Source organism: Streptomyces sp. NPDC107498, assembly GCF_055582805.1.
On the sequence record NZ_JBVJPE010000026.1, the window covers coordinates 59,621 to 72,933 of the forward strand.

The 13,313-nt window shown below is 75.4% G+C and carries 8 protein-coding genes; 1 reads left to right on the plus strand and 7 read right to left on the minus strand.

Features of this window, described 5'->3' with window-relative positions:
• Positions 1–76: 76 nt before the first annotated feature.
• Positions 77–2,197 (minus strand): PP2C family protein-serine/threonine phosphatase, encoded by a 2,121-nt coding sequence (locus ACZ66Z_RS32145; protein WP_469939105.1) that lies wholly within the window; start codon positions 2,195–2,197, stop codon positions 77–79.
• A 322-nt stretch (positions 2,198–2,519) separates the two neighbouring features.
• On the opposite strand from ACZ66Z_RS32145, the gene ACZ66Z_RS32150 reads away from it, so the two are divergent.
• A complete protein-coding gene (locus ACZ66Z_RS32150) occupies positions 2,520–3,383 on the plus strand; it encodes an SCO6745 family protein (protein WP_469939107.1) in 864 nt (287 codons plus the stop codon).
• 46 nt (positions 3,384–3,429) lie between these two features.
• Here ACZ66Z_RS32150 and ACZ66Z_RS32155 read toward each other — a convergent pair whose 3' ends face one another.
• The 6 genes from ACZ66Z_RS32155 to ACZ66Z_RS32180 all read right to left on the minus strand — a co-directional run bounded on the left by ACZ66Z_RS32155 (position 3,430) and on the right by ACZ66Z_RS32180 (position 13,299).
• Positions 3,430–3,972 (minus strand): NADPH-dependent FMN reductase, encoded by a 543-nt coding sequence (locus ACZ66Z_RS32155; RefSeq protein ID WP_469939108.1) that lies wholly within the window; start codon positions 3,970–3,972, stop codon positions 3,430–3,432.
• Positions 3,969–4,703 carry a 4'-phosphopantetheinyl transferase family protein gene (locus ACZ66Z_RS32160; protein ID WP_469939110.1) on the minus strand — a complete coding sequence of 245 codons (735 nt, stop codon included), beginning with the start codon at positions 4,701–4,703 and terminating at the stop codon, positions 3,969–3,971. The genes ACZ66Z_RS32155 and ACZ66Z_RS32160 overlap by 4 nt, the downstream gene beginning before the upstream one ends.
• A complete protein-coding gene (locus ACZ66Z_RS32165; RefSeq protein ID WP_469939112.1) occupies positions 4,700–5,521 on the minus strand; it encodes a thioesterase II family protein in 822 nt (273 codons plus the stop codon). Before ACZ66Z_RS32165 ends, ACZ66Z_RS32160 begins: the two co-directional genes overlap by 4 nt.
• Complete coding sequence (locus ACZ66Z_RS32170; protein ID WP_469939113.1) at positions 5,515–6,150, minus strand: NADPH-dependent FMN reductase; 636 nt, start codon at positions 6,148–6,150, stop codon at positions 5,515–5,517. The genes ACZ66Z_RS32165 and ACZ66Z_RS32170 overlap by 7 nt, the downstream gene beginning before the upstream one ends.
• Before the next feature lie 54 nt (positions 6,151–6,204).
• On the minus strand, positions 6,205–7,806 hold the full coding sequence (locus tag ACZ66Z_RS32175; protein WP_469939115.1) for an MFS transporter: 1,602 nt from the start codon (positions 7,804–7,806) through the stop codon (positions 6,205–6,207).
• A 69-nt stretch (positions 7,807–7,875) separates the two neighbouring features.
• Entirely contained in the window at positions 7,876–13,299 is a 5,424-nt protein-coding gene (locus ACZ66Z_RS32180) for an SDR family oxidoreductase (protein WP_469939117.1), read from the minus strand.
• Between the last annotated feature and the right edge of the window lie 14 nt (positions 13,300–13,313).

Consider the following 13,313-nt stretch of genomic DNA (forward strand, 5'->3'; position numbering starts at 1 on the left):
CCCGCACGACGCGAACGAATCCTGTCTGTTCCCCGCCAATGCCCCGTACGGATGTACGCGACGCCCGCGGAAGCCGTCATCCCGGCCGTGAGGCGGTGCGCAGCAGGAGCACGGCGATGTCGTCGGTGTAGTGGGAGGTGGGCCGGGCCCGGTGCAGGAGGGTGTCGATCAGCCGGTCGAGGTCCTGGCCGCTGTGCTCGGCGAGGTGGACGGCCAGGTCTCCGGCGATCCGGTCCGGGTCCGCGCCGGGTGCCTCGACGAGGCCGTCGGTGTAGAAGGCGAGCGTCGCCCCGGGGCCGAGGGGCAGCGTGGTGGCGGGGTAGGAGAGGTCGGGGTCGACGCCCAGCAGCGGACCGGGGTCGAGTTCCACCGCGCGGGCCCGCAGGCCGGGGACGTGCAGCAGCGGGGGCGGGTGGCCCGCGCTGGCCAGGACGGCTTCCTGGCGGGCGAGGTCGATGTGCGCGTACGTGCAGGAGACGAGGAGATCGGTCTCCAGGTCGGCCAGGACGCGGTTGGTCCGCGCGAGGACCTGCCCGGGCGGTCCCCCGGCGGTGGCGTGGATGGCGGTGCGGACCTGCCCCATGAGGGCGGCGGCCGCCGCGCTGTGGCCCTGGACGTCGCCGATCACCGCCGCGGCGGTGGTGTCGTCGAGGCGGATGACGTCGTAGAAGTCGCCTCCGATGTCCATGCCGCGGCTGGCCGGGAGGTAGCGGGCCGCCGTGTCGAGGCCGGGCAGGGTGGGCAGCCGGTGCGGCAGGAGGGCCTGCTGCAGGCCGTGGGCGAGCTCCCGGGCCGCGTCGTAGAGCCGTGCGCGGTCCAGGGCCTGGGCGATCAGCCCGGCGAGGGAGGTCAGGACGGCCCGCTCGTCGGCGCCGAACCCGTGGGGCCGGTCGTAGGAGAGGATGCAGCAGCCGACGGGCCGGCCGGAGACGATCAGCGGGAGGAACGCCCAGGCCTGTTTGCCACTGAGCCGGGGCGCCCCGGGGTGGCGCCGCGCCATCTCGTCCCGGTCGGCGAAGAAGGCCGGGACCCCGTCGTTCAGGACCTGTCCGGCGGGGGTGAGGTCCGTGTCCAGGGGCAAGCCGTCCAGTCGGTCGATGGTCTCCTGGTCGTATCCGTGGTGTCCGGTGATCTTGAGTCGTCCGGCGTCGGCCGCGGACAGCACCAGGCCGTCGGCGCCGAAGGCGGGCAGCACCTGGTCGGCGACGAGCTCGACGACGTCACGGACGGCGACCGTCTCGGTCAGGGCCGCGGCCAGGTGGACCAGCTGGTAGAGGCGTCCGACCTGCGCCGTGTTCGACGGGGCGGGCCGGGCCCCGGGGGCGGTCGACGGCCGGGCGTGCGCGGCCTCGTCGGCGCGGGTGATGCGGACGCTGATGCCGCTGGAGTCCGGAAAGAGCTGGAAGCGCAGCCACGTGGACGGGGGGCGCAAGGACGTGAAGGCGACGGGGTCACGGCTGATGACGGCGGTGCGGTAGTGGTCCTCGACCACCGCGTCGTCCAGCCAGGGCAGGGACTGCCAGGGCCGGGTGTCGAGCAACCGCCCGGCGTCGAGGCCGAGCAGGGACGCCGCCTCGGCGGTCAGGAAGGTGATCCGGCCCTCCAGGTCCATGCCGAGGGCTCCCTCGGGCAGGCGCTCGGCGTAGTCCGCGGCGGCCCGGGACCGCCGGTCGTCGTGCGAGCGGCCGACCGGGTCGACCGGGACGAGGCGGGGCTGGTCGGGGACGGGGAGCGGCACGGTGACCTCGTCCAGGACACGGCCCATGCGCCGGGCGGCGGACGTGATGTGGCCGCGCTCGCGGCGGGAGGCCTCGGCGGGGTGGCTGGCGGGCCAGAGGAGGAAGATCGCTCCCCGGCAGCGGTCGCGCCCGGGCAGCGGGGCCGCGGCGAGGGCGAACCGGTACGGCAGGCTGGCGGCGGCCCGGGGATAGGTGCGGGCCATGTCGTCCTGCGAGCCGACCCACACCAGGCGGTCCTCGCGGACCGCGTCGCTCACCGGGACGGGTGCGTCCAGCGACACCCGTCGCCACGGCCACGCGACTTCCAGGGGCACTCCGCAGAGTGCCGTCATGCCAAGGGTCCGCATGGCCTCGTCGAGCAGGTAGACGGCCCCGGCGGAGGCGCCGGTCCGCCGGACCGTGTCGGCCAGCGTCTCGTCCAGCAGCCGGGTCCCGTCCGGCTCCTCGGGTCCGCCCATGCGCCGCACCTCGCCTCCTCCGCCCGTGCCCCGCGACGCCTCCGAGCGGTTGCGCGGGTGCCGACCGTCACGACCGCCGGGCGGACGGAAACGCCCCGCCACGCCCGCATACCGACCATACGCCCGATATTCTCCCCCACAGGTCGTGATTCCGCGTGGGGGACCTGCCCGGATGCGCGTCGTCCCGGCGCGCGGGCGGGGAAGTCGTGGAGGGCCTCCGCACGCGGACGAACGCGTCCCGCCGTCGGGTGCGTCACCGGCCCGGCGCCGTTTCTCGGCTTTCCCGGCCCCCTCCGGTGCTCCGCCCCGTAGCGTGGGCGTCATGACGGCGACATCCCCGCGCGAGGCCCGGCGTTGCTTCAACGCCCACCATCCGATCCACGCGGCGTACTACTTCTCGGCCGAGCACGACGAGACCTACGGGGAGCTGGGCCTCGAAAGCGGTCCCATGGCGTATCTGGCCGGGCGGGCCGCTCCGCTCGGGACGGTCGGCGCCGGCGTGGTCACGGCGGCCTTCTACACCTTCCACCCGGATCTCGTCGCACGGCACCTTCCCCGCGCCTGGGACGCGGCCTCCCCCACGACCGTCCTGGAGGCCCGGCTGCGGATCACGGACGCGTACCTCACCCGGCTGCTGGGGCGCGAGGCCCTGAGGTCCCCCGAGATGGCGGAGGCCGCCGGGCTGGCCCTCCGCGCGGCCGAGGGATGCGCTCGTCCCGGCCGGCCCCTGTACTCGGCCAATGCCGACCTGCCGGTGCCCGAGGCGCCGCACCTGGCGCTGTGGCACGCCACGACCCTGCTGCGCGAACACCGCGGGGACGGTCACGTCATCGCGCTCTCCGAGGCCGGTCTCGACGGGCTGGAGGCCCTGGTGTCCCACACGGCCACCGGCACCAACTGGCGGCCCGGACACCTGCAGTCCGCGCGGGGCTGGTCGCCGGAGGAGTGGGCGGCGGCCCGGGAGCGGCTGGTGGAGCGCGGGATCCTCGACGCGGCCGGCGAGCTGACCGAGCGGGGGGCGGAGCTGCGCCGTGCCGTCGAGGCCGACACGGACCGCCTCGCCGTGTCGCCGTACGAGCACCTGGGGGCGGCGGGCACCCGGCGGCTCACCGAGGTGGCGGGCGCCTTCTCCAAGGTGGTGCTGGCGGGCGGCGGGCTGCCGCTCGTGGACATCGGCAAGCGCTGAGGCGCCCGCCGGTGCCCACCGCCGGCACGGCCCCGTCACCGCGGGCTCACTCCTCGGGGCCCGGCTCCTTCGCCGCCCGGGCCATCGCCGCGAGCACGTCCTTCAGGGCGCCGAGCGTCTCCTCGTCGGTGACCCGGCCGTCCGCGACCTTGGCGCTCGCGAGGGGGATGGGGAGCGATTCCGGGAGGACGTCCGCGCCCATCACCTCCAGGGTCTCCTTGAGCCAGGCCTGGGCCCTGTCGCCGCCCGTCATCGAGGGCGACGCGGTGACCACGGCGACGGGCTTGCCCACGAGTTCTCCGCCGCCGACGACCCACTCCAGGCCGTTCTTCAGGACCCCGGAGGTGCCGTGCGCGTACTCGGGGCTGGAGATCAGGACCGCGTCGGCGGACTCCAGCAGGGCCCGGAAGGCCATGACCTCGGGCGGCGGACACTCGCCCTCCACGTCCTGGTCGAAGAACGGCAGCGCTCCGAGCCCCTCGTAGACCGTCACCGACACCGGCGGCCGGCACAGTTCGGCGACCGTGCGCACCACGGCGGTGTTCAGCGAGCGGGCCCGCAGGCTCCCGGAGAAGGCGACGAATCTCATCTGTTTCCTTTCCTGCTTTCACGAATGTCCCGGCGCCGCGCACGGATCGCGGGCCGGCCCCCCGTTCCCGGAAGGGCGAGTGCCGCGAACGCTCCGGCGCCGACGTCGACATCGGTCACCGTCCAGGAGCTCGGGCCCCGCCCCGTACCGCAGCGGACGTCGACGGGGCCGTCGCGGTCGGGGCTGACGTCGACGGTTCTCAGGTCCGTCGCGATGCCGACCCCGACCGCCTTGGTGACCGCCTCCTTGCGGACCCAGGCACGGTGGAAGGCCCTCAGCCGCTCTCCCGGCGGAAGGCCGAGGACGTACGCCGCCTCGGCCGGCGAGAGGCACTGGCCCGCCGTGCCCGGGACGTCGAGGGGGCGCACCGTCTCGACGTCCACCCCCAGCGGCCCGGAGGCGGACACGCCCACCAGCGCCCACCGGTCCGAGCGGGAGAAGCTGAAGGCCGGGGAGGCCGGGGGCGAGACGATGCGCGGCGGCCCGTGGTGGTCGCTGCCGCAGCCGGGGCACGGGGCGCGCCCCCAGGCGATCGTGTCGGCCCCCACGCCCAGGTGCTCTGCCAGCACGCGCCGCAGGGCGGCCCGTCCGGCCACGAAGGACGCCCTGTCCCGGGGCCGCCGGTACCGTTCGGCCCTGGCGCGTTCGGCGTCGTCGAGCAGGGCGAGGTCGTCCTCGCTCGCCGAGGCAGGGAGCCGTACCGTCCAGAGGTGGGCCTCGGGCGCCGTCACGCGGGGCGCCCCCGTGCCGTCCGGCGTGCCGCCGCCACCGCCGCGATGATGCGCCGGGCGACCGCGCGGCGGTGTTCCGACAGGTAGAAGTGCCCGCCGTCGAACATGTTCAGGCCGAGGAAGCGCTCCGTCCGGCCCGCCCAGGCGGCCAGCCGCTCCCTCCCGACCACGGGATCGCGATCGCCGCCGAACGCGGAGACGGGGAGGGGCAGCGGTTCGGCGTGCGCCGCCGGCCGCCAGGTGTCGACGAGGGCGAAGTCGTTGCGGAAGGTGGGGCCGAAGTGTCGCCAGATCTCGTCGTCGTCCAGTACCGCGTCGGGCGTGCCGCCCACCGACCGGAGCCAGTTCCTCAGCTCGTCGTCGGTGAGCAGGTGGCGTGCGCGCGGCGTCGTCGTGTCGCGGGCGGGCCGCGGCGCCGCGCCGCAGGCGGACACGCCCAGCCAGACGGGGAGGGGACGCCCCTCGGCCATCAGACGCCGGGTCAGTTCGTACGCGACCAGGGATCCCATGCTGTGGCCGAAGAAGGCGAAGGGGCGGTCCGTCCACGGCAGGATCTCCCCGGCGAAGAAGGCCGCCAGCCCGTCGCTGTTGTCGATCATGGGGGCGCCGCTCAGCCGTCCCCGGCCGGGGGCGTCCAGTACGCAGACCTCCCAGTCGGCGGGGAACTCGTGCTCCCAGCCCCGGTAGAGGAGGTGCGAGCCGCCGGCGTGGTGGAACAGGAACAGGCGGAGCGCGGCCCCCGGCACGGGCCGGGGGCGGGTGACGGCGCCATGGGCCGACGGTCGCCCGGCCGGGCGCGCGGCCGTGGGGGTCACCACGCGCGTCCTCGCTTCCCCGCCGGCGACAGGGCCCCGACGTCGGCGGCGGCCCGTGCCGTCGACGCGAGGGCGGTCATCCGGGCGAAGTCCACGACCTGCGTCGCCATGGTCTCCAGGCGGCGCCGCAGGTGCGGGTCGGTGCATTCGCCGTCCGGCCCGAAGCCTGCCGTCGTGGTGTTCACCACGACGCCGAGGGGGGTGGGCCAGCCGCGCAGCGCGTGGGTGACGTCGCGGAGCGCGGCCAGCGTGGACACGCCGCCCTGCCAGCCCTGGGCGACGGCGAGGCTGCCGACGGCCCGCCCGCTGAAGTACGGGCGGGCGTCGTCGCGCAGCTCCTCGACGTGGTCGAGGGCGTTCTTCACGAGTCCCGAGATGCTCCCGTGGTAGGCGGGGCTCGCGAGGACGAGGCCGTCCGCGGCGGCCACCTCGGACACCAGGCGCCGTGCCCGCGGCGAGCGGAGCTCGTCCCGCGGGTCGTAGAGCGGCATCACCAGCTCGGCGCCGCCGACGAGCGACACCTCGGCGCCTTGCCGCTCCGCTTCGGCCAGGACGGCGCGGAGCGCCCGTTCGGCCGTCGAGTCCGGCCGGGGCGAACCTCCGATCCCGACCACCTTCACGGTCTGTTGCACAGGGATTCGCCCCATTCCTCTCGCCGGGCTTGCGGGTGTGCGGGAGCGCCGCGGTCAGGCGGTGGCCGATTCCGGCGCGGGCGCCATGGGCTCGGCCTGCGCGCTTTCGTGCAGGTCACGGCGGCGGATGGTGAAGAAGGCGACGGCCGCGCCCAGGGCGGCGACCACGGCGCAGACGACCATCACGTCGGCGAGGGAGCCGACGAAGGCGGAGCGCGCCGCCGCCGTCACCGGGCCCAGCACGGACGGGGACACGGCGTCGGCCAGTCCGGAGGTGCCTCCGGTGGCGACCTGCTGTCCCACGGCCTCGGCCTGTCCGGCCAGCCGCGCGCCCGGGGCCGAGGAGGCGAAGTCCTCGACCACCTCGTGGTGGAAGAGCGCGCCGAAGGCGGCGACGCCGACGGCGACGCCGACCTGCTGGAAGGTCTCCCCCATGCCCGAGGCCATGCCGGCCTTCTCGGGCCGCACGACGCCGATGGTGACCGCGGCGCGCGGCGGGTTGAACAGGCCCATGCCGATGCCCGTGACGATCATGCTGGGCAGCATCGCCGTCCACGAGTCGTCCGGGCCGACGAGGACCATGAGGCCCATGCCGAGCGCGATCAGGCCGATCGACAGGCCGATCAGGATGCCGGGCGCCGCCTTGGCCAGCAGGCCGCCGGTGATCCCGGAGACGATGAAGAGGGTGATCATCATCGGCATGAAGCGCAGTCCGGTCTCCCAGGGCGAGTAGCCCAGGACGTTCTGGACGTAGGAGATCTGCAGGAAGACGGCGGCGAGGCTGGTCGCGTTGGACAGCAGCGTGGCCACGCAGACGCCGGCGAAGGTGGGCGTGCGCATCAGGGAGAGGTCGAACATGGCGCGTTCGCCGCGCGCCTTCTCGATGACGACGAAGGCCACGAGCAGCACGACGCCGCCCGCGAACGCCCCGAGGATGGGGCCGCTGGCCCAGCCGGAGGACTCTCCCCGCAGGAATCCGAGCACGAGCAGGCCGAGGCCGAGGCCGAAGCTCAGCATGCCGGGCCAGTCGACGCCGTGCGCGGCCGGCTCCCGCGACTCCCTCAGCCGCAGGGCGCCGACGATCAGGGCGACGACGCCGATCGGCACGTTGATCAGGAAGATCCAGCGCCAGCTCAACGCATCGGTGAGGAGGCCGCCGACGAGCGGTCCGAAGGCCAGGGCGAGGCCCGCGACGGCCCCGAAGACGCCGAACGCCTTGCCCCGGTCGGCGCCCCGGTACTCGTTGCCGATCAGGGCGGGCCCCACGGAGAACAGCACCGCGGCACCGGCGCCCTGGACGCCCCGGGCGATGTTGAGCGCGAGGACGTCCTGTGCCAGGCCCGCGGCGAGCGAGGAGAGGGTGAAGAGGACCAGGCCCGCGCCGAACACCCGCTTGCGGCCCAGCCGGTCGGCGAGCGAACCACCGGTGAGGAGGAAGGCCGCCAGGGTCAGGGTGTACGAATCGATCACCCACTGCAGGTCGGAGAAGTCCGCCCCGAGCGAGGTCCGCAGGTCCTGCAGTGCGACGTTGACGACGGTCACGTCGAGCATCAGCATGAACATCGCGACGCTGGCCAGCGCCAAGGTCCATGACCGGGCGCGGTCGGCCGACGGCCCGTTCCCCGCCGTGCTGCCGACTGCGGCTTCGGCTGACATCACGTTCTCCTCATTGCTTCCGCGGCACCTCGGTGCCGCTGTTGTCGGTCTCTTGCGAACGAACTGCGGTCACACGGGCTCGCCCGTGCGGCTCGGTGCCGGCCCGGAGCGCCAGCTGCGCGTCCCGGGGTCGTACGAGCCCTTCTGCGCGCCCCGCACCCCGGTCACCCGGACGAGGGCGCGGCCGTCCGGTCCGACCACGGCGCAGTGCTCCTCGCCGGACGCGGGGTCGAACCAGTGGCGGAGCCCCAGCCCGTCCGGCCGTCCGGCGGCCAGCTCCACGTCGTTGGCCGGGGTGTACAGGTCGACGGAGGCCAACCCGGTGGGCACCATGACCGGGACGTCTCCCGGCCGCCTGCCGTCGAGCACGGAGGTGCGCAGCAGGCAGTCGAGGGCGACGCTCGGCAGGAGGAACCCGGAGAACACTCCGCCGTCCGGCGGAAGGGCGAGGCACAGTTCGGCGGAGCCGCCGTCGGCCGTCCGCCGGGGCCGGCGCAGCGCTCCGAACACGCCGCTCAACTCGACGGGGGTGCCGGGGATTTCGTAGGTGTTGGGCGCGTCGTGGCCGCCGGGCGGGGCGGACGGGACCGAGGGGCCGTCGGGGAGCGCGTGGGCCAGGTGCACCACCATGCGGGAGTGCTCGCGCTCGGGCACGGGCCCCGCCGCCGGTGACGTGATCCGTACGCGTACCAGGTCGCCCTCGCGGACGGCCGACGCGCGCAGGGTCCTCGGCCAGCGGTGCCGGGCGGCCCGGATGAACTGGGAGAGGACGACATCGGTGATGCGCCTCGGGAGCATGCCCGGGGCCAGCTCGGCCGCGGCTTCGGCCGCCATCTCGAGGATGAAGGTGCCGGGCACGGTCGGCCGGCCGTCGACCAGGTGCTCCAGGAGGTACGGGTGCGCGTCGAGACCGACCTCGAACGTCCACACCGCCGTCGCGCCGTCGTACCGAGGGGCTCCGGTCAGGAAGGCGCGTCGGGCGGCCGGTGCGTGCCGGGCGGCCCGGACCGGGGAACGGCGCCGCTCCGGTGCGCTCTCGGCCGCCTCCTCGCAGGCCGCGCGGAAGCCGGGGGCCCTGCGTTCCAGGGTCGCCCAGTCCGCGTCGCCGATCCAGGTGGTCGCGAGGCCGTGGCTGCCGCGGTCCCGGAGCTCGGCGCGGAAGAACTCCCGGCCCTGGGCGTCGGTCAGCTGGCCGATCTCCCCCTGGCGGGCCAGGAAGGCGCCGTTCGGGGTGTCGGCCGACGCCATGCCCGACTCGACCCACAGGCCCGAGGCGAGCGCCACCTCGTCCGCGCCCTCGGTGGTCCGCGCGTGCGCGGCGGCGAGCAGCAGGAACTCGTTGGCCGCGCCGTAGTCGGGTTCGCCGCGCAGGCCGGTGAAGGCGGAGACGGAGCTGACGCTGCACCACAGCGCGGGGCGCCGGTCCCCGAGGGCGGCGCGCAGATGCGCGTAGCCGCGTACCTTCACGTCCCGCACCGCCCGGAAGTCGTCGAGCTTCTTGCGGGCGATGCCGGCGGAGCGGGCCAGACCGGCGCCGTGCACCAGCACGTCCACGCGGCCTTCCACGGCGAGGACCTCGTCGACGACCGTGCGCACGGCGTCCTCGTCCAGGACGTCGCACTGCCGGTAGTGGACCCGCGCGGCGCCGCAGGAGCGTTCCAGCTCCTGGAGCGTGCCCGCGCGTTCGAGCTGCTGGACGGCGCGGTCGTAGCGGCGGCTCAGCGCCGCGGGGGTCTCGCCCGGGTACCGGGCCATCAGCTGCCGCAGGGCGTCGGCGCGCGGCAGGCGCGCCAGGGCCGCCGCGGCCGGGTCGGGCGCGGGGCCCGTGCCGAGCAGCCACACGGCGCGCGGTGTCCGGTCGGCCACCAGCTCGTGCACCAGGTGGGCGGTGAGTCCGCGGGCGCCGCCGGTGGCCACGATCACCGGTTCGTCCGGCAGGCCGAGTCCCGTTTCCGTGTCGGCCGGCGGCGTCCCGACGGGCAGCAGCATCAGCTCGTGCCGCACGCCGCCCGTCTCGTAGGCGACGGGGACGGAGCGGTGCGCGGCCGACTCCCCGGCCAGCCGCGCCAGGCCGGTCCGCGCGTCCTCCTCGTCGGTGACCAGCGCGAACACCAGGGAGCCGGTCAGCTCCTGGGACAGGCTGCGCACCAGGCCGCCGAAGAGGCCCACGGCGGGGACGGGGGTCGCGCCGTCGACGGCGTCGAGCGCGAGGACGGCGAGGCAGCCGCCGTCGTCGAGCGGTCCGGCGCGGTGCTTGGCCGCCACGAAGGCCAGGTCGTGGAGGTCCAGGACGCGTTCCGGCACGTCCCAGCCCGCGGTGGCGGCGCGCGGTCCGGTGACGACGACGCGGATCTGGCCGAACGGCCGCCCGTCCGTGCCCAGCAGCCGCTCCAGCTCCTCCGGCTCGTCGAGGTGGACCACGGGGAACGGCAGGGCGGCGTCGCGCGGTGCGCTTCCGGGCGCGACGACCAGGCAGTCCGCCGGTACGTCGGCGTCCCGCAGCGCACCGGGCGCGTCGGTCAGCACCAGGCCGCCGGCGGGCAGTGCCGCCACGCGGGGGCGGACGTTCCGGGCGGGGACGGGGCGCAGGGCGAGCGCGTGCCGTGCGAGGTGACCGCCCAGGGAACCGGTCCTCTCCTCCCCGTCGGCTTCGGGCGTGTCGGCTTCGGGGGCGTGGGCTGCGGTTTCGGCCGCGGGAGCATCGGCATCCGCAGAGGGCGCGGGCCCGGGCGTCACCACGAGGGCGGGCGTGTGGTCGTCCTCCAGCGGCCGCACCACCGTCCGTCCCCGCGAGGAGTGCAGGGCGTGGAGGAGCGCCACGGCGCCCTCGGCGCCCCGGTGGTTGCGTTCCCGTGTCCGCTCGCCGTCCTCGGCCCCGGCGGGGACGTCCCCCGTCGCGAGCTCCACCCGTCCCAGGACGGGCAGGCCGTGCTTCCGGGCGACGCTCTGCCGGGTCAGGACGAAACCGACGGCGGCCTCCGCGTTCTCCTTGCTCCCCCGGGTGGGGACGTGGTCCGTCGTGGCGTTGACGCCGATGACCACGGCGAGGTCCATCTCGCCGTCCCGCAGGTAGCGGACGGCGGTGGCCAGGGCCGAGTTGGTGGAGTCCCGGCCCGCGTCGAGCGTCATGTTCGGCCCGTGCAGGTCGAGTTGCTGCACCACCCGGGCCGCGATGACGTTGGGCATCAGCCCGGGGTAGGCGTCCTCGTTGACGGGGCGGGACAGGGCCCGCACGGCCTCGTCCAGCGTCTCGGGCGGTATGCCCGCGGGCCCGGACAGCCTGTCGAGCAGGTCCTCGCGGTAGCAGCGCAGGTCGGCGCCGAGGGCGGCCCTGGTCGGCCCGCTGTGGCCGACGAGCACGCCGGTGCGCGCGGCCAGGGCCTCGTCCTTCGTCCACGGCCCGGCGAGGAGGTCCGCGCAGCGCACGGCCATCAGCTGGCTGCGGTCCATGGCCGCGATCGCGGAGGGCGCGAGGCGGACCTCCACCGGCGAGGGCAGGGGGTAGGCGTCGCCGAAGGAGGCCGGCCAGTCGGCGGCCCCTCCCGAGAGCCAGCGCGCGACGCGCTCCCCGTCCGGGTCGCCGGGGAGGTGCACGCCCTCGGCCACCACCACGACCGGGTCGTCCTGCGCGCCTGCCGGCCGCGGGGCCGCGCGGGGGGCCGGGGGCCGGTCCGTGAGGACGAGGTGGCCGTTGGTGCCGCCGAAGCCCATGGCCGACACGCCGACGGTGCGGCGGCGCCCGGAGGTCGCGGACCAGGGCACGTCGTCGACCGGCACGTGCACGGCCGCCGGGGCTCCCTCGGGGAGTTGGCCGAACTGCCGCTGCGCCGGGATGACCTCGTGCCGCATGGCGAGCAGCGCGTGGATCGCCGACACCGCTCCCGCCGCCCAGCCGGCGTGCCCGACGAGTGATTTGTTGGACGTCATGGTCCACGTCTTGTCCGGGCCCGCGCTCCGGGTGAGCGCGGTCATCTCGGTGCGGTCGCCGGTCGGCGTCCCGGTGGCGTGCGCGACGATCCAGTCCAGGTCCTCGGGCGTGACGTCGGCGGAGCGCCACGCCCGGTCGAGGGCGATCGTCTGGCCCGAGGCGTTGGGGGCGTAGATGGCCTTGCCCCGTCCGTCGGAGGATCCGCCGAACCCGGCGACGAAGCCGAGGACGGGGTCGCCGTCGGCGACCGCCCGGGCGTGGGTCTTCAGGGCGAGGACCGCGGCTCCGTCGCTGAACAGCACCCCGTCGGCCTCCCGGTCCAGGGCGCGGACCCGGCCGGACCGGGACAGGCCGCGGAGCTTGGAGAACAGCACGAGGTTCTGGGCGCTCAGCGCGAAGGCCCCGCCGCACAGGGCCACGTCCGTCTCCCCGGCGCGCAGCGCCCGGACGCCCAGGTCGACGGTGTACAGGGAGGAGGAGCAGGCGGTGTCCACCACGACGATCTCCGTGGAGGCGGGCAGGTCGTGGGCGGCCGAGCGGGCGATCCGGTAGGGCAGTACGTCCTCCGGGGACGCGGAGGCCAGCGGGTAGAGGGCGTCGAGCGCGTCCGGCGGTTCCACCCCCGCCTCGGCGAGGATCCCCCGCACCCCGGCCGAGACGAGGCTGTGCTCCAGGTGGTGGCTGCCGTCGGGGGTCAGGCCGACCGCGAACAGCTGCCGGTCGTCGGGCCGGACGGTGATCTTCTCGGTGGCGCCGAGCAGCGAGTGACGCAGCCACAGGGCGGTGTACTCGTCGCTGTCGAAGGTTCCGGATTCCCGTTCGTCCCGCAGCCGAGGGTGGGGTTCGAAGCCGGTCATGAAGCCGGAGACGCGCGAGTAGGTCTTGTCCTCGGCGGTGGCGTCCGCCGACCAGACGGCGTCCAGGTCCAGTCGGTCCCCGGGCTCGCCGAACACCGGCTCGCCGCTCGTGAGCAGCTCCCAGAACCGCTCGGGCGAGCTCGCCCCCGGAAGGGCGAGCCCCATGCCCACGACGACGACCGCGTCGTCGGCGGGTGCCGTCCCGGCCGGCGCCCCGGTGACGGCCAGCGTCCTGCCGTCGACGGAGGACGCGTCGTCGGACACCAGGAAGCCGACGAGCTGGGCGACGCCCGGGGCAGCGGACCGCTCCGCGTCCTCCGGCACCACGACGGCGTTGACGCGGAGGCCGTTCCGCGTGCCGGCGCGGGCCTCGCGCACGAGGTCGTCCACGGACTCCCGCACGGGCGGTTCCGTGACCACGTGCGCGATCGCGCCGGGTCCCCGCGGTGTCATGAGTCCGACGGCCGCGGCGGTCGCCGTGCGGGCGTCGCCCGGTCCTCCCCCGCCGGACACGACGTTCACGAGCGCGTCGATCCGGTCGGGCCGGCCGTCGGCCCGGCCGAGCGCGGCCCGGATGCCGGGTGCGTCGTACGCGTCGCAGGTCACGACGTGCGCGCCGAGCCGGGTGAGGTGTCCGGTCAGGGTCGTGCCGAGCGGCCGGCCGGCGCCGGTGACCAGGACGGTGCGGCCGGAGAGGTCGAGGGGCATGCTGGCTTCCGTTC